18 protein-coding genes are annotated in these 24,544 nt (G+C 70.3%); 6 read left to right on the plus strand and 12 right to left on the minus strand.

Annotated features, from left to right (window positions below; translation table 11 throughout):
• Nucleotides 1-23 precede the first annotated feature (23 nt).
• The 6 genes from EVS81_RS06635 to EVS81_RS06660 form a co-directional block, all read right to left on the minus strand.
• Entirely contained in the window at nucleotides 24-4,721 is a 4,698-nt protein-coding gene (locus EVS81_RS06635; protein WP_130109684.1) for an FtsK/SpoIIIE domain-containing protein, read from the minus strand.
• Between the two features lie 21 nt (nucleotides 4,722-4,742).
• On the minus strand, nucleotides 4,743-5,393 hold the full coding sequence (locus EVS81_RS06640; protein WP_130109685.1) for a hypothetical protein: 651 nt from the start codon (nucleotides 5,391-5,393) through the stop codon (nucleotides 4,743-4,745).
• Nucleotides 5,393-7,453: an alpha/beta hydrolase gene (locus tag EVS81_RS06645; RefSeq protein ID WP_130109686.1), complete on the minus strand. Its 2,061-nt coding sequence runs from the start codon at nucleotides 7,451-7,453 to the stop codon at nucleotides 5,393-5,395. The genes EVS81_RS06640 and EVS81_RS06645 overlap by 1 nt, the downstream gene beginning before the upstream one ends.
• Nucleotides 7,450-7,758, minus strand: a complete 309-nt coding sequence (locus tag EVS81_RS06650; RefSeq protein WP_130109687.1) for a hypothetical protein — start codon at nucleotides 7,756-7,758, stop codon at nucleotides 7,450-7,452. The genes EVS81_RS06645 and EVS81_RS06650 overlap by 4 nt, the downstream gene beginning before the upstream one ends.
• Before the next feature lie 184 nt (nucleotides 7,759-7,942).
• Complete coding sequence (locus tag EVS81_RS06655; RefSeq protein ID WP_130109688.1) at nucleotides 7,943-8,236, minus strand: WXG100 family type VII secretion target; 294 nt, start codon at nucleotides 8,234-8,236, stop codon at nucleotides 7,943-7,945.
• Nucleotides 8,237-8,468: 232 nt separating this feature from the next.
• Complete coding sequence (locus EVS81_RS06660; RefSeq protein WP_130109689.1) at nucleotides 8,469-10,235, minus strand: proline--tRNA ligase; 1,767 nt, start codon at nucleotides 10,233-10,235, stop codon at nucleotides 8,469-8,471.
• A gap of 199 nt (nucleotides 10,236-10,434) precedes the next feature.
• On the opposite strand from EVS81_RS06660, the gene EVS81_RS06665 reads away from it, so the two are divergent.
• A complete protein-coding gene (locus EVS81_RS06665) occupies nucleotides 10,435-12,084 on the plus strand; it encodes a phospholipid carrier-dependent glycosyltransferase (RefSeq protein WP_240740014.1) in 1,650 nt (549 codons plus the stop codon).
• Between the two features lie 111 nt (nucleotides 12,085-12,195).
• Here EVS81_RS06665 and EVS81_RS06670 read toward each other — a convergent pair whose 3' ends face one another.
• Nucleotides 12,196-12,876, minus strand: a complete 681-nt coding sequence (locus EVS81_RS06670) for a LuxR C-terminal-related transcriptional regulator (RefSeq protein WP_130109690.1) — start codon at nucleotides 12,874-12,876, stop codon at nucleotides 12,196-12,198.
• Nucleotides 12,873-14,252, minus strand: a complete 1,380-nt coding sequence (locus tag EVS81_RS06675) for an ATP-binding protein (RefSeq protein ID WP_130109691.1) — start codon at nucleotides 14,250-14,252, stop codon at nucleotides 12,873-12,875. The genes EVS81_RS06670 and EVS81_RS06675 overlap by 4 nt, the downstream gene beginning before the upstream one ends.
• A 113-nt stretch (nucleotides 14,253-14,365) precedes the next feature.
• On the opposite strand from EVS81_RS06675, the gene EVS81_RS06680 reads away from it, so the two are divergent.
• Nucleotides 14,366-16,171 carry a PspC domain-containing protein gene (locus EVS81_RS06680; protein ID WP_165384201.1) on the plus strand — a complete coding sequence of 602 codons (1,806 nt, stop codon included), beginning with the start codon at nucleotides 14,366-14,368 and terminating at the stop codon, nucleotides 16,169-16,171.
• Complete coding sequence (locus tag EVS81_RS06685) at nucleotides 16,168-16,473, plus strand: hypothetical protein (RefSeq protein WP_130109693.1); 306 nt, start codon at nucleotides 16,168-16,170, stop codon at nucleotides 16,471-16,473. The genes EVS81_RS06680 and EVS81_RS06685 overlap by 4 nt, the downstream gene beginning before the upstream one ends.
• A gap of 85 nt (nucleotides 16,474-16,558) precedes the next feature.
• On the opposite strand, the gene EVS81_RS06690 is transcribed toward EVS81_RS06685, so the two are convergent.
• Complete coding sequence (locus EVS81_RS06690; RefSeq protein ID WP_240740015.1) at nucleotides 16,559-18,070, minus strand: sensor histidine kinase; 1,512 nt, start codon at nucleotides 18,068-18,070, stop codon at nucleotides 16,559-16,561.
• Between the two features lie 233 nt (nucleotides 18,071-18,303).
• On the opposite strand from EVS81_RS06690, the gene EVS81_RS06695 reads away from it, so the two are divergent.
• Nucleotides 18,304-18,777: an Rv3235 family protein gene (locus EVS81_RS06695; RefSeq protein ID WP_130109694.1), complete on the plus strand. Its 474-nt coding sequence runs from the start codon at nucleotides 18,304-18,306 to the stop codon at nucleotides 18,775-18,777.
• A gap of 6 nt (nucleotides 18,778-18,783) precedes the next feature.
• On the opposite strand, the gene rlmB is transcribed toward EVS81_RS06695, so the two are convergent.
• The 3 genes from rlmB to phoU all read right to left on the minus strand — a co-directional run bounded on the left by rlmB (nucleotide 18,784) and on the right by phoU (nucleotide 22,137).
• A complete protein-coding gene (rlmB, locus tag EVS81_RS06700) occupies nucleotides 18,784-19,785 on the minus strand; it encodes a 23S rRNA (guanosine(2251)-2'-O)-methyltransferase RlmB (protein ID WP_130109695.1) in 1,002 nt (333 codons plus the stop codon).
• Nucleotides 19,782-21,290: a cysteine--tRNA ligase gene (gene cysS, locus EVS81_RS06705; protein WP_130109696.1), complete on the minus strand. Its 1,509-nt coding sequence runs from the start codon at nucleotides 21,288-21,290 to the stop codon at nucleotides 19,782-19,784. Before cysS ends, rlmB begins: the two co-directional genes overlap by 4 nt.
• A 205-nt stretch (nucleotides 21,291-21,495) precedes the next feature.
• A complete protein-coding gene (gene phoU / locus EVS81_RS06710) occupies nucleotides 21,496-22,137 on the minus strand; it encodes a phosphate signaling complex protein PhoU (RefSeq protein WP_130109697.1) in 642 nt (213 codons plus the stop codon).
• Between the two features lie 158 nt (nucleotides 22,138-22,295).
• On the opposite strand from phoU, the gene EVS81_RS06715 reads away from it, so the two are divergent.
• Together EVS81_RS06715 and EVS81_RS06720 are read left to right on the plus strand one after the other, a co-directional pair.
• On the plus strand, nucleotides 22,296-23,549 hold the full coding sequence (locus tag EVS81_RS06715; RefSeq protein WP_130109698.1) for a sensor histidine kinase: 1,254 nt from the start codon (nucleotides 22,296-22,298) through the stop codon (nucleotides 23,547-23,549).
• Entirely contained in the window at nucleotides 23,549-24,244 is a 696-nt protein-coding gene (locus EVS81_RS06720) for a response regulator transcription factor (RefSeq protein WP_130109699.1), read from the plus strand. The genes EVS81_RS06715 and EVS81_RS06720 overlap by 1 nt, the downstream gene beginning before the upstream one ends.
• Nucleotides 24,245-24,544: the final 300 nt, after the last annotated feature.

Raw genomic sequence — 24,544 nt, forward strand, 5'->3', positions numbered from 1 at the left:
GCAATCGCCACGCAGCAGATCATTCAGAATACCCCACTCCCCGGCACCCGATCCGGGAGGGCGACCTGCACCGGCAGGACGCGGCCGTCCTCGACCGCGAAACCGCGCCCGGGAGGGAAGTCCGCGCGCTTCACCCGGCCGAACGACTCGCGGAACAGGGTCTGACTCTCGGCGTCGTCGGGTTGCAGCGCGATCCCCCAGCGAGGCTGCTTGAGCGCGGTGAACAGCTCCCAGATCCCGCCGGCGGTGCCCTGTTCGAACTCGAACAGCACGAGCGCCTCGGCGCGGCGTGCGGCCTTGGCCAGCGCGACGAGCACGGGCAGCGCCTCCGTGCCCTCGGCTTCAGCCGGGCGCTCGACGACGATCACCCCGCGTGCGCCCGCACGGGGAAAGACCAGCGGTTCGGGTGTCTCGGCGGCTCCGGCGAGCGCGTCACCCGCGGGATCCGCGATCGGCCTGCCGATCGGCCCTCCGATGCGGCTCCCCAGCGGGCAGCCGACCGCCCCTCCCGGCAGCCCGCTCGCCGGAGCGACCGGAGCGCCGCCGAGGGCGACGACCAGCTGCCGCGCGAGGTCCTGCACCTCGGCAGCTCCGTGGGCGACGCGATCCCAGCGGCCCGCGGATCTGAGCCCGTTCCCGGTCAGCGTGAGCAGCACCGTCTCGACCTCCTCTCCTCGGCCGGCGGCCCAGCGGCTGAGGGCCTCGACACAGCTGCGCACCGCGGTGGACTGGCCTGATCCGGCGGGCCCCGAGACCACGCCCAACCCGCTCATCCTCATGCCGACCGGCACGAAGGTGCGCGTGTCGATGCCGTAGACGGGCCGCCCTCCGCTGTCGGTCGCAAGCTCGCTCAACGGCACCCGATCGGGCGCATTGCGCACCTCGGCCGCCTGCTGGACACCGCCGTGCCGCAGAGTGATCGCGAGCTGCTCGAGCTCTCGCGCCTGCCCCGCAAGATTCTGCGCTCCTCCGAGTAGAGCGATCTGGATCTCGTCGGGCTCACCCGCCAGGAGCGCCCGTCCGGGCGGCGCCTCGTCGAGAACCTCCCCTGCGACGCCCAGGTGACTGTAGTCGTGCGGGCCGGCGAGCCTGAACACGTAGTGCTGCTGCAGGCTCGCCGACATTGCTGCGGGGATCGCGGCCGGTCGGTCCGCAGTCAGCACGACGTGCACTCCGACGGCCCGCCCCGTCATCATGATCTCGCCCAGCATTTGGAATGGTGAGCTCGGGCCGCCGAGGCCCTCGGTGGCCTGCCGGAATGCGCCGAAGCCGTCGATCAGGAGCACCGCTCTCGGCTCGCGCTCTCCTCCCGACGTGCGCCGATAGGCGGCGAGCCCTCCCGCGCGCGCGGCGGCATAGCGGGGCCCGCGCTCGGCGATCAGGTCGAGCATGCGCTGCAGGATGCGTCCCACGAGCTCGATATCGGAGAGCGGAGCGAGCGCTCCCACGGTCGGCAGCGGGGCGAGCGCATCGAGCGCGCCGCCGGCCGCGTCGATGGCGTACATGGCGAGCGGTTGCCCCCGCGCCCCCATGCTGAGCGAGGCGGCGAGCGTGATCAGGGCGCTCGTCTTGCCGGTGCCGCCGGCGCCGATAAACGCGATGCTCCCTGCTTCCTCGAGGTCGATGCAGACGGGTCGCTGCGCCTGCGCCGCGGGTTCGTCCCGCAGACCGATCGCGGCCGAGCCGTCGGTGCCGCCCACGGCACCTCCAAACCCAGGGCCGTCGGTTCGATCGCGCAGCGCCTGCAGGTCGAGGGTCTCGGGCAGCGCGTCGAGCCATGGCCGCCTCGGACTCGCGAGCCCGGCGATACGCGCCGCCTCGACGATTCCGTCGCGGAGCTCTTCGATGTCCCGCGGCGGCTCCCCGCGCTCGGAGCGGGCCGGGCCGGGTTCGGGCGGGATGTCCCACGGCTCTCCCTCGGTGAACCTCAGCGAGCGAACGTCGATGCGGGTCTCGGGAACGACGGACGCCGCTCGACCTCCGAGGTATCCGGTTTGGAAGTGGCTGACCCTGCCGGGGCCGATCTTGATGGCCCCTCGCCCCGGGGTCTCGGGGTCGAAGTATGCAGCATCGTCGACGCCGATGACATCGCGGCTGTCGAGTTCATCCGCCATGCGGAGCGCGACGCGCAGGTTCGAGTTGGCACGGAGGGAGTCCTTGATGACGCCGGCCGGGCGCTGCGTCGCCATGATGAGGTGGAGGCCGAGAGAGCGACCGCGTTGGGCCACGTCGATCACCCCGTCGACGAACTCGGGCACCTCGTTCGCGAGCGCGGCGAACTCGTCGATCACGATGACCAGGACCGGCGGGGCGGCCGGATCGGAGCGCCGCTCCATGGAGATGAGATCCTTCGCCCCGTGCCGCGCCAGCAGTTCCTCCCGATAGCGCAGCTCGGCCCGCAGGGAGGTGAGTGCGCGTCGCACGAGATGCGGGCTGAGATCGGTCACCAGACCGACCGTGTGCGGCAGCTCGGTGCACTCGGCGAAGGCGGCCCCTCCCTTGTAGTCGACCAGCAGGAATGTGAGCCGTTCCGGGCTCACGCGCGCGGCCATGCTCATGATCCAGGTCTGCAGGAACTCGGATTTTCCGGCGCCCGTGGTGCCGCCGACGAGCGCGTGCGGCCCGTGCGTGCGCAGATCAATCGCGGCAGGCCCCTCCGACCCCTGCCCGACCACCGCGGCGAGCGCGATCTGCTCGCGTTCGGCGCCCGGCGTCCACTGCGCCGTGAGCGTGCCGGATGCCGCCCACGCGTGCACGATCGGCGGCGCCCCGCCCAGCAGATCCGCGTCGTGCAGCTCCCGCAGGTGCACCGACCTGGGCAGGTCGCTCTCGTCGAGCACTTTCGCGCTCGTGTCTTCGACGGGGGCGAGACGGCGGGCGAGTTCGAGCGCCCGGGGCGCCTCGATGAACTCGATGCGCCGCAGCGGCACGACCGTTCCCGTGCGCACGAAGCCGACTCTTCCTTCCGCCTGCCCGAGTTCGACGAAGGTGCGGCACGCTGCGGGGAGCCGGGCGCGTTCGCGCGCGACCCAGATGAGGTGGATCCCCGAGTCGGGTCCGTCCTCTGCGAGCGCGATGAGCCGCGATTGATCGACCAGCCGGCACTCGAGTACGAGGACGATCACCGCGGGGGTGACCGGCAGACCGTCTATGGCTTCGCTCTGCTCGTCGTCGTTCCGCGTGCGCACGTCGAGGTGGGAGCGCACGGTCTTCCGCGAGCCGGCACTCGCCCGTCTGGCCTCCAGCAAGCCCTCCAGCGCGATCAGCAGGCGGGTCGAACTCGCTGCGTCGTCCGCGAGCTGCCAGACGGGAAGCGGACTGGTCACGGCATCGACGTGCGGCAGCCACTTCAGCCAGCCCCACTCCTCGGTGCGTTCCGAGTCGGCGAAGCACGCGAGCGTCAACTCGGCCGGGGAGTGGAGCCCGACGAGCTGCAGCGCCAGGGAGCGCGCCATCCCTTCGGCCCAGAGCCGGTCCCCGGCGACCCCGATCGAACCGCAGCGGTCGAATCGTTCGAGCACCGGAACCGGAGCGACGTCGCGGAAACGCTCCTCGATCCGGCGCAGCAGCTCCCACTGGGCGCGCTCGGTCTCGCCGCGCGGTGGAAGGGTGACCGCGGTGCGGCTCGGGAGCGTCCCGTCTCCGAATCGCACCTCCAGGAAGGAACGGTGCTCGGGTCTGCGCGTCCAGAGGAGGCCGTCGCGTTCGGAGATCGCCGCCATCACTTCGGGGAGCGTCGGCGTCTCGGCGGCCCGGACCTCGATCTCCCGTTCCCGGAGCTCGGCGAGTTCGGCCTGTTCGGCGCTCATGCTCTCCTCGAACCGACTGAGTTCGCGCTTCAGCCTGCGTCTCCTGCTCGCTCGGCCGTCGAGCCACGACCCGATCATCATGAGCGGTGAGAAGGCGACCATCATCAGGCTCATCGGCGACTGCGTCATGGCGTACATCGCGCCGCCCATCAGCATGGGTGCCAGCATCGCGAGCACTGGTATCCGGCTGGGTGCGGACGGGGCCGGGGGTGCGGGCAGTTCGCGCTCCGACTGCGGGAAGCGGGGGGCGACGCGGGGGACACGCGTATGCATGACCCGATGGGAGAGGCCGGGCGGGCCCGTGGGAGGCGGTCCCGGCGTGATGCGCAGCGACACCTCGCCGAGCGTCGCCGTGCAGACCCGGGTGATCCGATGCGCTTGCACGGCCTCACCGTCGACGCGGGTGCCGTTCGCGGAGCCGAGGTCGCGGATCACGACCTCGGAGCCGACGTCGATGACCGCGTGACGGCGGGACACGCTGTCATCGCCGAGGTGGATCCGGCATTCCCGATCTCGTCCGATCGGGTTCGCTCCTGCGACCAGGCTGAAGAGCGCGTCCCGGTGCCTCCCGGACAGCACTTCGACGTAGCCGGCGACGTCGACGGCGCGCTGCGCGGTCCCGTGGTCGCCGAACTCGAGCACGGGTTGCACGATCCAGCCGGACTGGAGCCCCGACGCTCCGACGGGCGCGGCGGGATCCAGCAGCACCCGGGCCGAATCCGACTGTGCCCGTGCGAGGAGGGTGACGGGCGCAATGCGATCGAGGGCGATCCGCTCGAGCTGCGGATCACCGCTCACGCCCGCGCGAATGAGCGTGCGCGCCGTGTCGGCGACGGTGGTCGTGATGTCGCACGACAGCGAGACGTCTCGCCATTCACCGCGCGGCAGCGCGAGCGTCACCCGGAGCTTCATTCCGTCTCCTCGCCTGCCGGTTCAGCCGATGCCGCCGTGTTGGCGACGCTCGCGACGCTCGCGTTGGTACTCGGAGTCGGTCGACTCATCGTCGCCGGAGCTCCGCCAGTTCGTGACGGTGTTGTTGACGGAGCAGGCGGAGTACACGCTGAGCGACATCCCGTCCACAGATGCCTGAAACCCCATGAACGCCCCGTCTTCGCGGTCCGCACGAAAATGCGGTTCATCGGGATCTGGGTCGGACCAGACGTCGGTCACGGTCCAGCCATCGGACTCCCAGAAGGCGCGTACCTTAGAAGCGATGCCCGAGGCGTCCGTGATTCCACTCTTGTGCCTGATGGACTCATCAAGCCGTCCTCCGAGACCGCACTTGCGCGGAAACCACGACCCCAAAACCAGTTCACGGTCTGCTGCACGCTCAGACCACGGCACCTTCGTCGCGCTCCCCCAGTACCAACCTTCGGAGACCCCGCTCGCAGCAACCGTCGTGTCGAATTGCTCACTCACCCACTCGCGCTGCTGCTCCAACGTCAGGTTCGTGGTCTTGTTCCCGGTGTCTCTCGCCACGATCGGCACCTCCTGCAGACAACCCGACGCAGCGATCACCGCGGCGAGCACGGCGAGCGCGGCAAGCACCACGACCGGGCGTTTCGGCTTCCATTCGTTCGTCATCATCCGTCCTCGCATCTCGTCCTGATCGGCGCGAAGGTTCCGCCGCGACCCATGATGAGATCGGTGCACTCCGCCTCGGATCGGGCGAACGACTGCGCCAGGCCGTCACTGATCCGATCGGTGGTAATCTGCGCGACACTCGCCAAGGACTGGGTTTGCGGGTCGAGATATCCGTGTCCCTCCGAGGCGGACATTCCGGCCATTCCAGGGTTCTCGCCCGAACCGATCGTGGAGTGCCCGTCCGTGCGCTTCAGGTTCTGGACGGGGTCTCCCTCCGAGGAGAAGGAGAGCCCGCCCGCGTACACCGCACTGAATCTGTGCACTCCGAACGGAGCGACGGCGTCCGGGTTCGGCTGCCCCCGTCCCGACGCTCCCGCACCGAACGGCGCCAACTGATCCGCCGATGCGTGCGTCGTGTAGATCGCCTTCTGCCCGGCCGCGGTCTCCTTGACGTTCAGCACGCCGTAGTCGGGAACCTGCTCGGTGTCGAGCCCCGCGGACCCCAGCATGGTGAGCGAGTCCACGGCGTGCTCCAACTGCGTCAGCGCGATGGTCGCGACGGTCGTGCCGTACGAGTGCGCCAGCACGCTCACGGCGGGCAGCCCGTTTCGACCCGCGCCCCGCGCCGCGTGCGCACCGTCGAGCTCCGCGGCGAACCTCGTCGCACCGGCACCCGCGGACTTCGAGTCCAGCACCCCGAAGTCGCCCGACAGCGGGTGGTCGGGCGTGTCGTAGCCCAGCCACGCCACCACCGCGTTCGAACCGGAGAACCCCTCTACGTCGTTCTGGGCATCGTAGAGATTCCGGCTCGCCTCGTCCCAACCCTCGAGCGCGAGGTGCGCGTCGCTGTTCATACCCGGCACCTGCCACGTCGTGTGGGTCGCCGCGTCCAGGTTGCCGTAGGAGACCGCGGCCTTGGGCACCTCGCCGGACATGTCCAGCGCGACGATCTGGATCGGTGGATTCGGGACTCGCTGGCTCTCCTCGAGCTTGATGATGTTCCGGATACCGGCCATCAGCTTCAACTGCTCGGGCGTCAGCAATTGCGGGTGCTGCTGATAGAACTCCACCATCTTGCGATTCGCCTCGTCGCGCACGCTGAACGGCAGCCCGGGCAGGTTGCCGATGACCCACGGCGCCTCATCGATGAGCCGTTGCCGCTCACCGGCTGAGGCCCTCTCCCATCGCGCCGCCACCTCCGCAGGATCAGGCGGCGCATTCCAGACGTGCTCGCCCGACTCGGAACCGAGCAGTTTCTTCAGCAGCGGGTGCGACTTCGCGATCTCCGGCGCTTCGTCGCCCGCGCCCCAGAGCTCTCCTGAAATCCCCGTCGCGATCGTGAAGCGTCGCGAAGCGAGATCGTCACCGCTCACACCGATGAGCTGCCCGATCGTGGTGTCGCCCAGCGCTTTGACGAGACGTCCTTCCGCGTCGCGGCGATCCTCGATCAGATTCGCCCACCTGGCCTTTGCGCTGTCGATGTCCTCGATCGCGTGGCGCCAGAGCGATGCCGCGAGCGTCCACTGCCACTCGTGCACGCCTCGCAGGTGTTCCACAGCGAGTGCTCGCTCATCCGCGTCGAGATCCCGAGCCCGGTAGCCCAGCTGCGGCTGCGGCAGGGCGCCCGGAGCGCCCACGTTCCAGGCGTAGGGAGCAGGGACCCGGATCAAGGAGGCGATCTCCTCGATCTGGGCGGCCTGAGTGCGGATCGTGGCCAGAGCGTCGTTCACGTCGCGCACCACCTTCCCGGCATCCGCGTGGACGCGATCCACCTCCGACGCGTACGAATCGAACGCCCGTTTCGCATTCCCAGCGGAGCGATACACCGCGGCCGCCCCCGGGAGCAGACGCTCATCGAGCTTCGCCCTGATCTTCGTCACGCCCGCGCTGCTCGAGGATCCGAGAGCCATCTGCGCATTGCGGACGTCGACCGTGTAGCGCATCGCATCGGTCGCGACGTCCTGCACGAACTCGCCGGCCGCGTTGATCTCCTCCACGGAACCGAACACCGGTGTGCCCTCGAGCAACGCCGACCCGTTGCCCGGCACGTAGATCGTCATCGTCCACTCCCCCGAACCGCGAACCCGCTGTACAGAGAGTTCGCAATGAGGGCGTCGAGCGCGGAGCTCTCCCGCATCACACCGGCCACCTCGCCACCGGCGGTTCTCGCCGCGTCCGCGAGCGCCAAACGCCCCGTCTGCAGGCCACGCAAGAATCTGCGCACGCCACCGCCGATTCCGGTCAGGCTCTCCCAGGCGTCAGGGGGCACCACCCGGTTGCTCTGGGCCATCACCTGAGCAGCCGAGACCAGCCCGGAACCACCGGCCTCGAGCGCGTCATCCTTGATATTCAACTGGTCGGCCACCCGGCCACCTCCTCGAGGTACGGTGCGAGTCGTTTGAGCGTGAGACGCGGCGGTCCGGGCACGATGAACGAGCACGGGAAGCCGCCGATCACGCGCTCCTCCGCGCGCCCGACGCGCGCGAAGGAGCGTCGCGCCGCCCTCGTTCAGCCGTCAACGGCCGCACACGAGGACCGCGCAGAAACCGCTAGTTGATCCGCGCGGCGATCTGCGCGTCCATCTCGCGCATCGCCGAAGACGTCTGGGTGAGGAAGTGCTGAATCTCGGTGAGCTTGTTGATCACCGTGTTCGCGCTCGCCGTGTACTCGGTGTACGCCGTGTTGAACTTGCCCGAGGCCTGGTCGGTCACGAAACCGGAGGCCACGAGGTTGCCGATATGCGATTGCAGCGCCTGCAGCTTCTGGGTGATCTCGTCGCGTCCGGCGCCCAGCTGGGTTGCGGACTGCTCGATCTCGGCGTAGGAAACAGTGATGTTCGCCATGAGGGCACCTTCGTTCTTGTCGCTGCGACAGTCCCCGCTATCGCTGGTGTGATCAGTGGCCGTCTCCCCACGGTGATTTCACGGTAGTCGGCCGAGGCAGGCGCTGAACGCGTGATCGCAGAATCTGTGGATAACTCGGCGAATCGACGTGCGGGCGCGATCGGGGGAATCCCGGGCACGCAGAGGGGCGGGTCGGGAGAATCTCCCGACCCGCCCCTGCGGCAGCGAACGCCTACGCGTCGAACAGCGCGGGCACGTCCGCGATGGCCACTCGGTCCTTCGTGCCCGCCGCGCGATCCCACACCTCGGCGAAGCCCTCGGCGGCGTCGCGCCCGACCACCACCACGCGCGGCACGCCCAGCAGCTCGGCGTCGCCGAACTTCACGCCGGGCGACACCTTCGGCCGGTCGTCGAAGAGCACGTCGATGCCGGCCCGCGACAGCGAATCCGCGAGCTCCTCAGCCCGCTCGAACACCACGGGATCCTTGCCCGTAGCCACGAGATGCACGTCGAACGGCGCGATAGCGCGCGGCCAGACGAGCCCGCGATCATCGTGGTTGAGGTCGGCGAGCGCCGCCATGATGCGGGTCACACCGATACCGTAGGATCCCATCGTCACGGTGACGAGCTTGCCGTTCTCGTCGAGCACCTTCAGGCCGAGCGCCTCGGCGTACTTGCGACCGAGCTGGAACACGTGCCCGATCTCCATCCCGCGCGCCAGCGACACCGGCCCGGATCCGTCGGGAGCCGGGTCCCCGTCGCGCACGGTCGCGATGTCGACCACCCCGTCAGCGGTGAAATCGCGGCCGGCGACCAGGTAGGCCACGTGCTTCTCATGCGCGTTGGCCCCGGTCACCCACGAGGTGCCGTCGACCACGCGGGGATCGAGCAGATAGCGGATCCCCGTCGAGCCCTCGCTCCCCAGAACGGCCGCGCCGTTCAGCACCGGCCCGATGTAGCCCTTGACGAGCCCCGGGTGCTTCGTGAAGTCGTCGTCGGTCGCGGGCTCCACCTCGCAGTTCGGGAAGGCCACCTCGACGCGCTTCATGTCGGCGTCCCGGTCTCCGGGGATGCCGACGACGACGATCTCGCGCTCGCCCTCGAGCGACGTCACCGCGAGCACCACGTTCTTGAGCGTGTCGGCGGCGGTCCACTCCCGGCCGTCGGCGCGGGGCAGCACCGCATTCGTGTGCGACACGAGCGTCTCGATGGTGGGCGTCTCGGGAGAATCGTAGACCAGCGCCGCGTGCTGACCGGCGATCGGCAACGCCGCGGGGACGGGAGCCCGATAGGCCTCGACGTTCGCCGCGTAGCCGCCCTCGGAGCGCACGAACGTGTCCTCCCCGATGTCGATGGGCAGCAGGAACTCCTCGCTGCGCGAGCCACCCATCGCACCGGCGTCTGCAGATACGATCACGTACTCGATGCCGAGGCGGGTGAAGATGCGCTCGTAGGCGTCGCGCTGCTTCTGGTACGCGGCGTCGAGCCCCTCGTCGCTCACGTCGAAGGAGTAGGCGTCCTTCATCGTGAACTCGCGGCCGCGGAGCAACCCTGCCCGGGGCCGCGCCTCGTCCCGGTACTTGTCCTGGATCTGGTAGAGCGAGAGCGGCAGATCCTTGTACGAGGACACGATGTCCTTCACCATGAGGGTGAAGGCCTCCTCGTGGGTCGGCGCGAGCAGATAGTCGGCGCCGTGCCGGTCCTTGAGGCGGAACAGCGCGTCGCCGTACTCCTCCCAGCGTCCGGTGGCCTCGTAGGGCTCGCGCGGCAGCAGCGCCGGGAAGTGCACTTCGTGCGCTCCGGCAGCGGACATCTCCTCGCGGATGATGCGCTCGATCTTCTCCTTGACGCGCAGACCGAGCGGCATCCACCCGAACACCCCCGGCGCCTGCCGGCGGATGTATCCCGCGCGCACGAGCAGCTTGTGGCTGGCCACCTCGGCATCGGCGGGATCCTCACGAAGGGTCTTCAGGAAGTAGTTGCTGAGGCGAGTGATCACCCCACCATCGTAGCGCCGGCCACAGCGGGCTCGGGCGCAGGCCCCGTCTCCGCGCCCCCCGCTCCGCTCCCCGCCTCCGCTCCCCGGCTCCGCTCAGACAGGAGATCGACGCCCATGCGGAGCGAATCCGCGGTTTCCGCCCGCGCGAGCATCGATCTCCTGCACGAACGGCGGAACGCGACCGCTCTAGGCTGGAGGCGTGAGCGGATCGGGACGGCTGCGGGGCCTGCGGTGGCTGGGCCCTGCCGCGGTGCTCGGGATCGCCGCCATCCTGCGGTTCTGGGCGCTCTCCCGCCCCGACACCCTGGTCTTCGACGAGCTGTACTACGTGCGCGATGCCATCAGTCAGGTGGCCCATGGGTTCCCCACGGTCTGGCCCGACGCCGATCCCGACATGAGCGGCTCTCGCGCGACGGGCTTCACCGATGCCCCCGCCAACGCGGTCCATCCGCCCCTCGGCAAGTGGCTGATCGGGCTCGGGGTGCTGCTCTTCGGGCCGGGCAGCGGATGGGGATGGCGCAGCGCGGTCGCCCTCGCCGGGGTGGCGACGGTGGCCGTGGTGATGCGACTCGGCTGGCTGCTGTCGCGCAGCCTCGCCATCGCGTGCGTCGCCGGGCTGCTGCTGGCCGTCGACGGCGTGCACGTGGTGCTGACCAGGGTCGGGCTGCTCGACGGGCTACTCACCCTGTTCGTCGCGCTGGGCGCACTGTTCGTGTGGCGCGACGGTGAGCGCACGATCGGGCGCGGGATCGCCTGGAGACGCATCGTCTGGCAGCGGCCCTGGCTGCTCGCGGCGGGCGCCGCCTTCGGGGCGGCCGCCGCGATCAAGTGGTCGGGCCTGTACCCGCTCGCGTTCTTCCTCGTCTACGCGACGGTGCGGGATCTGCTGGCCAGGCTGCGCGACGCCCGCGAGGAGGGACGCGCCCGCGATGGAGGGATCCCGGCCGACACGAGATCCGCGGAGCACGCGGCGGGCAGCGGCGCGACACCCGGCGCGGGCAGCGGATCGGTCGTGACCCGTGCGACACGCGGCGCGGTCGTGACCCGTACGGCGCTCCAGGCGCTCGTCGCGGCGGCCATCGCGCTGCCCGCCGCCGGGCTCGTGTATCTGGCGAGCTGGGCGGGGTGGATCGTGCAGCCGGGCGGCTGGGGACGCACGCCCGGAGTCCCCTGGCCGGTGGCGCTCGCGCGCTATCACGCCGGGATGCTCGACTGGCACAGCACGTTGAGCGCCCCGCACCCCTACCAGTCGCACCCGCTGACCTGGCCGCTCGCGCTGGTGCCGACCGCGATGTACGAATCGCACTGGAGCGACGGGTGCCCGTGGGCGGCGTGCGTCGCCGCGATCTCCCCGCTGCCGAACCCGCTCGTGACCTGGGGCGGGGCGGTCGCTCTGCTGGTGCTCGCCGTGATCGCGATCCGGCGCCTCGTGCACGCACGGGACCCGGGTCGGCACGCGGGACCGGCGCGAACGGTCCCGGATCCGCTCGTGGTCGCGGCAGCGTTCGTCGTCACCGGCTACCTCTCGGGCTGGCTGCCCTGGGTGCTCACGTTCTCGCGCTCGGCCGTGTTCCAGTTCTACGCCGTCGTGCTCACCCCGTTCTCGGCGCTCGCACTCGCACTGCTGCTCGGCCTGCTCAGCGGCATCCCTCTGCGCGCCGCCTGGGGCGCGCGCAGCGGCGCGCGGCCCGCGGCCGGTGCCGAGGAGCTCGCCGGAAGAAGGGTCGCCGTCGCCATCTTCCTCGCAGCCGCCGTCGTGCTCGCGGCGCTCTTCTTCCCGGTGTGGTCGGGGATGCCCGTGGCCGAGTGGTTCTGGCGCGCTCACCTGTGGCTGCCGGGCTGGGGATGAGGATCGCAACCGCACCGAGGATCAGCGCAGCACCGCGCATCGCAGCCGCACCGAGGGTCTGCGCAGCACCGCGGTTCAGCGCAGCACCGTAGCTCCCAGCAGCGCCGCGGTTCAGAGCAGCCGGCGCTGCAGCGCCCACGCGGTGAGCTCGTGGCGGTTGGAGAGCTGCAGCTTGCGCAGCACATTCGAGACGTGGGTCTCGACCGTCTTGATCGAGAGGAAGAGCTCGGCCGCGACCTCCTTGTAGGCGTAGCCGCGTGCGATCATGCGCATCACCTCCTGCTCGCGCGCCGAGAGGCGGTCGAGTTCGTCGTCGGCGGCGGCGATCTCCCCCACGCCCGCCCCGAAGGCGTCGAGCACGAAGCCGGCGAGGCGGGGCGAGAACACGGCGTCGCCGTCGCGAACGCGCACGGCTGCGGCGGTGACCTCCGCGCCCGATGCGGTCTTGGTGAGGTAGCCGCGCGCACCCGCGCGGATCACGCTGACCACATCGTCGGCCGCGTCCGACACGCTCAGCGCGAGAAACCGTGTGCCCCGAACCGCCGCCACCGCCGCCAGACGCCGCAGCACCTCGGCGCCACCGCCTCCCGCCCCGCCCGGCAGGTGCACGTCGAGCAGCACCACGTCGGGTGCGGTGGTCGCGATGCACTCCACCGCCTCGTCGACCCCGGCCGCCTCGCCCACCACTTCGAGCTCGGCACCCAGCTCGGCCCGGAGTCCGGTGCGGAAGATCTGGTGGTCGTCGACGATCACCACGCGGATCGACGCCGCGTCGTCTGTTCCCGGGGTCATTGCTCCTCCTCAGGGTCCGTTCCGCTCGTGCGCGGGATCGCCAGTCGCACCGAAGTGCCCGATCCACCGGGGCCGGGCACGATCGCCGCCGTGCCGCCGGCGCGCTCCATGCGCCCGAGAATCGATTCCCGCACGCCCATGCGCCCCTCGGGCAGCGCGTCGACGTCGACCCCCGGCCCCCGATCGGTCACGTCGACCGTGATGCGCTCCCCCGATGCCTCCAGATAGACGGTGACCTCGCCTTCCGCGTGCCGAGCCGCATTGAGCATCGCCTCCCGAGCCGCCGCGACGATGGCGTCCGGCGCGACCAGGCCGGCGCCTGCGCCCACCGCCACGATCTCGAAGCGCACCGGATACCGCGCTTCGAGCTCCTGGGCGTGCGCACGCAGTTCGGCCTCGACTGCCGCACGCGGGGCGCCGGTCCCACCGTCGGCGCCCCGGAACAGCCACTCCCGCAGCTCTCGTTCCTGCCCGCGCGCGATCCTCGCGATCTCGCTGCCGGGCTCCGAGCGCTGCTGGATCAGGGCGAGGGTCTGCAGCACCGAGTCGTGCAGATGCGCCGCGATCTCGGCCCGCTCTGCCTCGCGCGCCCGCGCCGCGCGCTCGGCCATGAGCTCTCGATTGATGCGCAGCACCCACGGTGCCACGGCGAGCGAGACCCCGGCGAGCACGGAGACGGCCGCCGCAATGACGGTCCACGCGCTGGGCTCGCGGGAGGTCAGGAAGAACATGAGCACACCGACCGCCACGAGCGCGAGCGCTCCGAGCACGCGGGGCAACTGGGTGCGATCCGGGCGATCTCGATCCGCGATCTGCCACCAGGTGAGGCCCACGCCGACCAGCACCGCGAGCGCGGGCAGCATCACCTCGAGCTCGAGCCGCACACCGAGCCGCTCGAGCACCAGTCCCGCGCCCGCGACCAGGAGACCGGCGCCGAGGAGCAGCTCGGCGATGGGCCATCGGCGCACAGCGCTCTCCGCCGCGGCATCGACGGCACCGACTGCACTCGCCGCGGCAGAGCCCGCGTCGGATGCCGTTCCGGCTGCGGCGCCCGAGCGCGCTGTGCCTGCGGCGCCCGGAACGGCATCCGCGACCGAACGGGCGGGCGCTGCCGCGGGAACGACGGCTCCGGATCCCCCGCCCGCAGGGCGCGTGAGCGCGCGCCTGAGCGGCAGCACCCCCTCGGTCTCGCCCGAGCGGGGGACCGTGCCCCACAGCCAGAGGTAGAGCAGCGCGCCGAAGCCCCCGAGCAGCGCGAGCGCGATCATCGCACCGCGCACCGGCACGACGGGCATTCCGAGATGCTGCGCCAGCCCCGCGCACACCCCGGCGATCACGCGGTCGTCGCGCGAGCGGCTGAGGGGCGGTCGGTCCATGCTCCCATCCAAGCACCAACCCCCGACACCCGGGGGTCTCACGGCCGAGGTTCAGGGATCGATCAGGGTGAACCCCGATGGTGCGCTTCGGCCGGTGCGGGCAGACTCGGAGCATGACATCATCACCCGACTCCGAACCGTCAGGCCCGGGCCCCGACCGCCCGCAGTCCGGCGGATCCTTCTACGGCTGGCTGCGCGGCATCGGCATCGTGCGCGGCTCCGATCGCTGGTTCGCCGGCGTCGCAGGCGGGATTGCCGCGAAGGCGGGCATCGATCCCCTCATCGTGCGCGGGGTGTTCGTCGTGCTCGCGCTGCTCGGCGGCCCCGGCCTGCTCATCTACCTCGCCGGATGGCTGCTGCTGCCCGACGCGCAGGGGCGCATCCACACGGAGGACATCTTTCGCGGGCGTGCCGAGACCTGGGTGCTCGTCACGGCGATCGTGCTCGCCTCGCTGCTCATCGTCCCCGCGCTCTTCGGCTTCGCGGTGAGCGGTGTGCCGCTGCTCGGAGCGCCGAGCTTCTGGGGCTGGGATCTCTGGGCCTCGATGGGCATTCCGGAGTGGCTGACACGCACGATCGCGTGGCTGTTCTGGATCGCGATCCTCGTGCTCGGCATCATCTGGCTGCGCAGCGCGGTGCTGCGGCGCGGCCGCGAGCAGAGCGAACGCGGCACGCACGAGTCCTCGGCCGCCACGGGATCCCCCGAGGCGGCCTCCCCCGCCTCGGCCGCAGCCGGTCCCGTGTTCGCCGAGACCGCCGACGGTCCCGCGCAGACGACCGGGACCGCATCCGGGCGCGGCGCCGGGGAATCGACGGATCCCGGTTCGGCCGGTTCAGCCGGTTCAGCTGGTTCGTTCGACGATGATCCGCCCGCGTTCGACGATCGTCCGCGCTCGTTCTCCGAACGCACCGACGAGTTCGCCAACCGCACCGCCGAGTGGGGGCAGCGCGTGGGCGAGCAGGCGAACCGCTGGAGCGCAGACGTGGGGCGCCAGGCCGACGAGTGGAGCGCACGCTACGCCGAGCATCACGACGCGCACCGTCTCGGCGCCGGGCAGACCATCCTCACGCTCGCACTCGCGCTGCTCGCCGGCGGCCTCACCGGATTCTGGGTGCTCGGTCTCGACGCGATGCCGGCGGTGGCGAGTGTCGCACCGGCGCCGCTCGTCGCGGCGCTGATCGCCGCCCTGGCGGTGCTCGCCCTCTCGCTCATCGTGGCAGGGGTGCGCGGGCGGTACACCGGCTGGGTCGGCTTCCTCTCCGCCTGCGGGGTGCTGGCGCTGCTCGTCACCGCGGTGCTGCCCTGGGGAACGCGCTTCCAGCCCTTCGGCACCATGCTCGTGGACGGGCTGAGCGCCCCGGGGGCGGTCATCATCGCGGGCAACGCGAAGGTCGACCTGCGCTCGCTCGACGATACTCCGGATGAGCAGGGCGAACTCGCCATCTGGCAGCTCGCCGGCAATACGACGGTGACGCTGCCCGAGTCGCACCCGACCGCCGTGCGGGTACGCGTGCTCGCGGGCAACATCAGCGAACGGGGAACGGAGCGGGACGGAATGCGTCTGTCCGGGCCGTTCCTGCGCACGGACACCGGGGTGGCCCTCACGGGAACCGGCGACGCCTTCGCCGACGAATCGGTGGCGCGGGTGACCGTCTACCTGCTCGCGGGGAACGTGCGGATCGAGGGCTCGACCGCCGATATGTCGCGGGAGCGACTCACAGACGAGGAGCGGGAGCGCTCCGCGCAGGAGGAGCTCTCGAACCGCGAACGGGTCGAGCGCCTCGAAGAGGAACTGGGGCGCGTCGAGTGGCAACTCGACGAGCCGGGGCTGGACCTCGAGGATCGCACCGCGCTCCGGGCAGAGCGAGACGACCTCCGCGATGCACTCAACGAACTCGAAGAGGAGATGGCCCGATGACCACCGAACCCCGCGCAGAGGACCCGCGGCCGGAGCCGGTCCAGCCGCAGCAGCAGACGCACGCCGCACCGCACCGGGACCCGGCCGACGTGCCCGGTGCGCGCGGGTCGAACCGCACCGGGCCCCGCACCGGCCCCATCGTGTGGGGTGCGCTGATCCTCGCCTTCTGCGGCTACGCGACCCAGCGGGCGTTCAGCCCCGGCGGCATCGACACCGCCTGGTGGATCACCGCAACGGTGATCGGCCTCGGCGTGCTGCTGCTCGCGGTCGGGATCGCCGTCGCGGTCCGCAATCGCCGCTGAAGGCTGTCTCGCCGCGAGCCGCACCGCGGCGCCGGCGAGCGCGCGATGCGCCCCGTGAGCACGCAACCGAGGGGCATCGCGCGCGTCAGACCTGCACGCTCGGCATCTCGCGCGTCTGGGCCGAGATCCAGTGCAGCGGCACCTGGATCGCCACCCGGGTACCGCCCCGCGCGTCGGGCCCCCAGGTGATGCTGCCGCCCAGCTCGCCCTCGACGAGCGTGCGCACGATCTGAGTGCCCAGCCCGTCGCCCACTGTGCCGCCCGGCAGACCCGTTCCCGTGTCGATGACCTCGACCCCGAGGCGCTCGTCGCTGCGCTCGGCCCTGATGAAGACCTCGCCCTCGCCCCCCGCGAGCCCGTGCTCCACGGCGTTCGTGACGATCTCGGTGAGGGCGAGCGCGAGCGGCGTGGCGTACTCCGAGGGCAGCTCGCCGAACTTGCCCTCCTTGTGCGGATGCACCGTGGTGTTGTGCAGACTCGCGACCTCGGCGGCCAGGCCGAGCACACGGTCGAAGACCACGTCGAAGTCGACGATCTGCGAGAGTCCGGTCGAAAGCGTATCGTGCACCACGGCGATCGCGGCGACGCGGCGCATGGCCTGGCCGAGCACCTGCTTGGCCTCCTCGCTGCGTGCGCGGCGCGCCTGCACCCGCAGCAGCGAGGCCACGGTCTGCAGATTATTCTTCACCCGGTGGTGGATCTCGCGAATCGTCGCATCCTTGGTGATGAGCTCCTGCGCCTGCTGCCGCAGCTCGCTGACGTCGCGCGTCAGCACGATACCCCCGACCCGGGCCCCGTCGCGGATGACCGGAATCGACCGCAGGGTCACGGTGTGGCCGCGCGCCGTGATCTCGAGCCGCTTCGCCACCTTGCCCTGTGCGATCAGCGGCAGCGACTCGTTGGTGTCGAACTGCCCCTTCACGATCTCTGCGATGACCTCGGCGAAGTTCTCGCCCTCGATCTCATCGCGGTACCCCAGCGTGGTGAAGGTCGTCTGGGTGTTGGGGCTCGCGAACGTGGCGATGCCCTCGAGGTTCACGCGCACCAGCCCGTCCGACGCGCGCGGCGCCCCCTGCTCACCGCCGCGCGAGCTGCTGGGAGAGGGGAAGAGCCCGTTCTGGATCATCGCGAAGAGGTCGTCGGAGACCTCCCGGAACGCCGCGCCGATCCGCGACGCCTTCTGCGTGTCGGCCACGCTCGTGTGCACCGTTGCAACCGCGAACGGCCCGTGCACCGTGCCCTGCTCGTCCTGGCGACTCACCGAATATGCCGCGAGGCGCATGGGGTTCTCTTCGTACCACGCGGGCGAGGTCGAGGCCACCGGCTTGCCGGTCTCCATCGCCTCGTCCACGAGACCCCGCCAGTCCGGGCGCAGGAAGTCGCCGATCACGTCCCGGTAGAAGAGCGTGACGGATCCGGCGGGTCGGCTGTGCGCCACCGCGAGGTAGCCGCCGTCCTCGGTCGGCACCCACAGCACGACATCGCTCAGCGCGAGATCGGCGAGCAGTTGCCAGTCGAGCGCGAGCAGTTCGAGCCACTCGATCTCTTCTTCGTCGAGGGTCGAGTACTTCATCGCAAGGTTCCGCAGAGTCGCCACGATTCCAGACTAGAGGATCCGCGTTCCGCGGAGCTGCGGACGACCGGTATCGGCCCCCGCCGTCGAGCCACTGGAACTGAACGCACAGGGCGCAGACGTCTCTTGACCCGCCATACGCCTCGGTTCCTATGCTGATGCTCCACACACCGCAGTTCATTGCCCCGGCCAATGCAGGGAATAGGAAACGCTCAGGGTTGGGGTCATTGCATCGGGGCCCACGACGAAGGACCACCATGCCCGCTGCTCTCCCGCGCTCCTCCCAGCACTTCCCGACCGCAGAGGCCCCGGGGCTCCCCCGTCTCCGAGCGGTCCCGCACCCCGACCGCTACCTCGACCGGGCCGCGTTCGACACGAGCACCGAAGCCGACGTTCCGGCCCCCTCGACGCTCACGATCCAGAAGCTCGCGCTCTACGCCTTCGAGGCGCTCGAGGGCTGCCGCTCGGTCGCGCAGCTCGGCGGGTGGATCACGCGCGAGGTCGCGACAGCGATTCAGGAGCGCCGCGCCGCGCGCACGGAGCGCCGCACGCTCTACCGGGACGCCCGCCGCATCGTGGCGTGCCCCGGTCCGGCCCACATCGACCGCCCGCTGCCGCACATCGTCGAGGCCACCGTCGTGCTCTACGCCGAACCGCGCTCCCGCTCGGTCGCGCTGCGCCTGGAGCACAACGGCACCCGTTGGCGGGCCACCGACCTCACCGTGCTCTAGACGCTTCTAGGCGGTTCGACCGGCGCGCAGCTTGGACACCTCGTACAGTGCGACGCTCGCGGCGATGCCGGCGTTCAGCGATTCCGTCGCCGAGGAGATCGGGATCGAGACCACCGCGTCGCAGTGCTCGGTCACGAGTCGCGAGAGCCCCTTGCCCTCGCTCCCCACGACGAGCAGGAGCGGACGGTCTGCGAGCTCGAGGCCGGGCAGCGACACCTCTCCGCCGCCGTCGAGACCGACGACGAAGACGCCCTGCTTCTTGAACTCCTTGATCGTCTGCGTGAGATTCGAGGCCATCGCCACCGGGATGCGCGCCGCCGCGCCGGCCGACGTCTTCCACGCCGCCGAGTTGAGGCCCGCAGATCGGCGCTGCGGCACGACCACGCCCTGTCCGCCGAACGCGGCCACGGAGCGGATGATCGCACCGAGGTTGCGCGGATCGGTCACGCCGTCGAGCGCCACGAGGAGCGGCGTCTGGTCGCGATCCACGATCTCGTCGAGCAGTTCGAGCGGATGCGCGTACTCCATGGGCGGCACCTTGAGCACGACCCCCTGGTGCACGGAGTCGCGATCCGTCATCCGATCCATCTCGGGGCGCATCACCTCGAGCACCGGAACGTTGCGGTTGGTGGCGAGGCGCAGGATCTCGCGCATTCGGTCGTCCATCTCGACACGGGCCGCGATGTAGAGGGCAGTCGCGGGAATGTTGGCGCGCAGCGCCTCGAGCACGGCGTTGCGCCCCGTGACGAGCTCTGCGTCGTCCTTCTTCGAGCCCCCGCGTCCACCGCGATCCGGCCCTCGGCCCGAGCTCGCGGCGTGCCGTTGCTTGGCGGCCTCGTAGCGCTCGCGCGCCTTCTTCTCCTTGTACTTGGCGTGGTACTCGCGGTCCTCGGCCTTCGGTGTGGGCCCGCGCCCCTCGAGCGCCTGGCGCCCCTGGCCGCCGGACCCGACGGCCTTGCCGAGGCCCTTCTTCCGGACGGCGCCGGTGCGGTTCTTCTTATTGCTCATGACAGGCTCCAGCGTGTTCCGTTCGGGGTGTCTTCCAGCGCGACGCCCGCGGACTGCAGGCGGTCGCGGATCGCATCGCTCGCGGCGAAGTCCTTGTGCGCACGGGCCGCGGCGCGCTGTTCGATGAGGGCCTGCACGAGCGAGTCGAGGGCCTGCTCGGCAAGCCCGCTCTCGTCGTCGCCGGAAATCCGCCAGACGGGATCGAGGGGGTTGATGCCGAGCACGTCGAGCATGGCGACGACCTCGCGACTGCGGGCACCCGCCCCGACGACATCGTCAGCGTCGATCGCGCTGTTGCCGGCGCGCACGGTCTCGTGCAGCACCGCGAGCGCCTGGGGCACCGCGAAATCATCGAGCATCGCCGCGATGAACGCCTCCGGCAGATCCTCGACTCCCCCGTCCGTCAGCCTGCGCGCGGTGAGCGCTGCGAACGGAGCCGCAGGATCCACCGCGTCCGGATACTGCGACTCGCTCCGCTCGCGCGGAACGACGGAGTCAGCACGGGCGAGGAAGCCCTCGATGCGCGAGAACGCGGCCTCCGCCTCGGCCAACGACGAGTCGGAGAACTCGAGCACCGATCGGTAGTGGGCCGAACCGAGGAAGTAGCGCAGCACGATCGGGCGCGCGGAGGCCAGCAGATCCGCCGCGAAGAGCGAGTTGCCGAGCGACTTCGACATCTTCTGGCCGCCCGTATTGACGAGGCCGTTGTGGATCCAGTGCCGCGCGAACGGCTGACCCGCAGCGGTCGACTGCGCGAGCTCGTTCTCGTGGTGCGGGAAGCGCAGGTCGAGGCCGCCGCCGTGGATGTCGAACTCCTCACCCAGGTAGCGCGTGGCCATGGCGGAGCACTCGATGTGCCAGCCGGGGCGGCCGCGCCCCCATGGCGAGGGCCACGAGGCCGAGAGCGGTTCGTGATCCCGGTGCGCCTTCCACAGCGCGAAGTCGCGCGGGTCCCGCTTGCCCACGGGCTCGGAGTCGGCGGCGTCCTCCATCTGATCGCGGCGCTGCCGGGTGAGGGCGCCGTACTCCGGCCAGGATCCGGTGTCGAAGTAGACGCTGGCCGAGCCGTCGGCGGCCTGGTAGGCGTGTCCGCGCTCGATGAGCCGCTCGATGAGCGCGATCATCTCGGCGATGTTGGCGGTGGCGCGGGGCTCGTACGTGGGCGGCAGCACGCCGAGCGCGTCGTACGCCGCGGTGAACTCCCGCTCCACACGGTAGGCGAGAGCCCACCACTGCTCGCTCTCGCCCCGTTCCTGCTGCGCGATGCGCGCGTGGTCGAGGATCTTGTCGTCGACGTCGGTGACATTGCGGATCAGGGACACCTCGTGCCCGGTCGCCGCGAACCAGCGCCGCATCTGGTCGTAGACGAGCGCGCTGCGCAGGTGTCCGATGTGCGGAGCCGACTGCACGGTCGGCCCGCACACGTACATCCCGACGCGTCCGGGTTCGCGCGGCTCGAAGTCGACGACCTTCTGCGCGCGCGAATCGTAAATCCGTTGTTCCACCCTCTCAGCCTACCTGCGGGGCACGTCACACTCAGCGCCCTTGCGCGGGCTGGACCGTGTCACGATCCCGAGCGCTCACGCAAACCGCACGAAATTCAAGGCCCGTGAGGTGCAGTATCTCTCCGATACTGCACCTCACGGGCCTTCGATTCTGCGCGGGAACGACCACCCCGGTCACGCGACCCCGCCTTCCAGGAGACGTGCCCTAGTCGAGGCTGCCGCTGAGGAAGAACTGCATCTGCTTGGCGACGCCGACGGCGTGATCGCCGAAGCGCTCGTGATAGCGACTGGCGAGCGTCGCATCGACCACGCCGGTCGGATTGGCCGAGAGCTTGTCGCTCAACACCTTCTCGAACACCTTGGCGTGCAGCTCGTCGAGATCGTCGTCGAGATCGCGGACCTCCGCGATCACCTTCGGATCCTGCGTGCGCAGCACCTCGACGATCTTGCTCGCCATCTCCACGTCGAGCGCGCCCATGCGCACGAAGGTCTTCTTCAGGCCCTTCGGGATCGCGCTCTCGGGGTAGCGGTAGCGCGCGAGCTGCGCGATGTGCTGCGCGAGATCCGCCATGCGCTCGAGCGATGCGCTCATGCGCAGCGCGCCCACCATGAGGCGCAGGTCGGAGGCGACCGGCTGCTGGCGCGCGAGGATATCGATCGTGAGCTGGTCGAGCTCGGCCGCGAGGGTCTCGATCTCGTCCGCGGCGTCGATCACCTGCTCCGCGACCGCGACATCGGAGTTGCCGAAGGCCGTCGTCGCGTTCTCGATCGCTTCCTCGACGAGCTCGGCAATCCGCACCAGGCGCTCCTGCACCTCGTGCAACGACTGCTGAAAGACCTCACGCATGGGTTTCCTCTCTGTTCCGGTCGGCGCGCCCCAGTGGACAAGTGCCGACGCGCACCTCAATCAGTCTGGGCGGCGCCGGTGAACCGAGCCGCACCGGCAGGTGAACAACAGTTGAACTCTACCGTCTGGCCGGAAACCCTCCATCTACGATGAGAGGCATGGATCCGACTCTGCTCGTTCTCGCGTCGACGAGCCTCGGCGTACTGGTCGGACTCGCCACCGCGCTCGCCGTCCAGGGCGCCCGTCGAGCGGGCGCGCGTCGCGCCGCCGAGATGCGGCCCGAACTGCCCGAGGTCGCCACCGCTCTCCTCGACGAGATCGATATCTTCGCGGTGGTCCTCGATGCGTCCCTCACCCCCGTCTACGCGAATCCGACGGCGCGCCAGGAGCGTCACATCAGCGACGATCAGATCCACGATGCGGAGTTCCTGGGCCGGGCGCGCCGGGTCATGTCGACGGGGGCGCCCGAGATCCTCGAGCCCGATCCGAACGACCCCTCCGACACGGTCAAGATCCACATCGTGCGCCTGCAGAAGCGCTTCGTCGTCGTGCTCGCGGAGGATCTCGGCGAGGAGCAGCGGGTGAACACAATGCGCCGCGACTTCATCGCGAACGTGAGCCACGAGCTGAAGACCCCGATCGCCGCCATCGGACTGCTCTCGGAGGCCGTGCAGCAGGCCGCCGACGAGCCGGAGGTCGTGCGCGACTTCTCGAGGAGCCTGGTGAAGGAGTCCCGACGACTGGGCGAGCTGTCGCGCGACATCATCCAGTTGTCGGAGGCCCAGTCGGCGCTGCGACCCGAGGACCGAGAGGCGGTGTCGCTGAGGGACCTGGTGCGCGGCGAGGTCGAATCGCATCGCTCGTTCGCGACGCAGCACGGCATCGACCTCGTCGTCACCGACGACTCGGCGCTGGATCGCGACGCGATGATCCTCGGCCGCCCCACCTCGCTCGGCGCGGCCATCGCGAACCTGCTCAGCAACGCGATCCGGCACTCGCCCGAGGGCGGACGCGTCGGCATCGGAATGTCCTTCGACCGCAAGAACTTCCTCGTCACCGTGACCGATCAGGGCGAGGGCATCCCCTCCGAGCACCTGGCGCGCATCTTCGAGCGCTTCTACCGGGTCGACGGCGCCCGCACGCGCGGCGAGGGCGGCACGGGGCTCGGTCTCAGCATCGCCCGGCACACCATGCGGGCCCACGGCGGCGACGTGGACGTCTGGTCGCAGCCGGGGGTCGGCTCCAGCTTCACCCTCACGTTTCCGCTCCACGAGCCTCCCGGCTCGCGCAAGAGCTCGAAGCGAGCGAAGAAGGCGCGTCGCACGCTGCGATCCGCGAACGACAGTGCGGCCGACGCGAAGCGGCAGGCATCCGAGGCGCAGACATCAGATCTCCGGAAGGGAGCCCAGTAGTGGCACAGCACATCCTGCTCGTCGAGGACGAGGAGTCGATCTCCCGCCCGTTGTCCTTCCTGCTCGAGCGCGAGGGATACCGGGTCACCGTCGTCGACGACGGCGCCGAGGCAGTACAGGTCTTCGCGGCGGCCCAGCCCGACCTCGTGCTGCTCGATCTCATGCTCCCGAGCCTTCCCGGCACCGAGGTGTGCCGCACCATCCGCCAGACCTCCCAGACGCCGATCATCATGCTCACCGCGAAGGACAGCGAGATCGACATCGTGGTGGGGCTCGAACTCGGCGCCGACGACTACATCACCAAGCCCTACTCCACGCGCGAGCTGCTCGCCCGCGTGCGCGCCGCGCTGCGGCGATCCGGCACCGACGACGAGGATCGGAACGAGGATCTCGACGCGCAGGTGATCGACGAGCTCGGGATCCGTCTCGACTCCGAGCGGCACTCCGTGGCGGTGCGCGGCGAGGAGATCACGATGCCGCTGCGCGAGTTCGAGCTGCTCGAGATGCTCATGCGGCACTCGGGGCGAGTCCTCACCCGCGGGCAGCTCATCGACCGCGTGTGGGGCAGCAACTACTACGGCGACACGAAGACCCTCGACGTGCACATCAAGCGGATCCGGGCCCGCATCGAGGAGGAGCCGTCGAAGCCGAAGCTCATCTCGACGGTGCGGGGCGTGGGCTACCGCTTCGGGTAGGCGGTCCCGCCGCCGATCGAGCGGGGGCGCGGCGTCGAGTCGGCATCCGGGCCTCTGCTCGAGCGAGGAGCGCAGCAACATCCCGCACCCAGCCGATCGAGCGAGGAGCGCAGCAACATCCCGCACCCAGCCGATCGAGCGAGGAGCGCAGCGACGAGTCGAGATCCGGGCCGCACCGTACTCGCCGCATACGACCGTCACCTTTCATGCCGAGATCCCGGTTTCGGTCGCTCCCCGGGAGGCGTGGCGACAAACATCGGGATCTCGGCGGGCACCTGCGGAGGTTCGGCAGGGCCCCGC

It is taken from the genome of Leucobacter triazinivorans (genome assembly GCF_004208635.1).
GTDB lineage: Bacteria > Actinomycetota > Actinomycetes > Actinomycetales > Microbacteriaceae > Leucobacter > Leucobacter triazinivorans.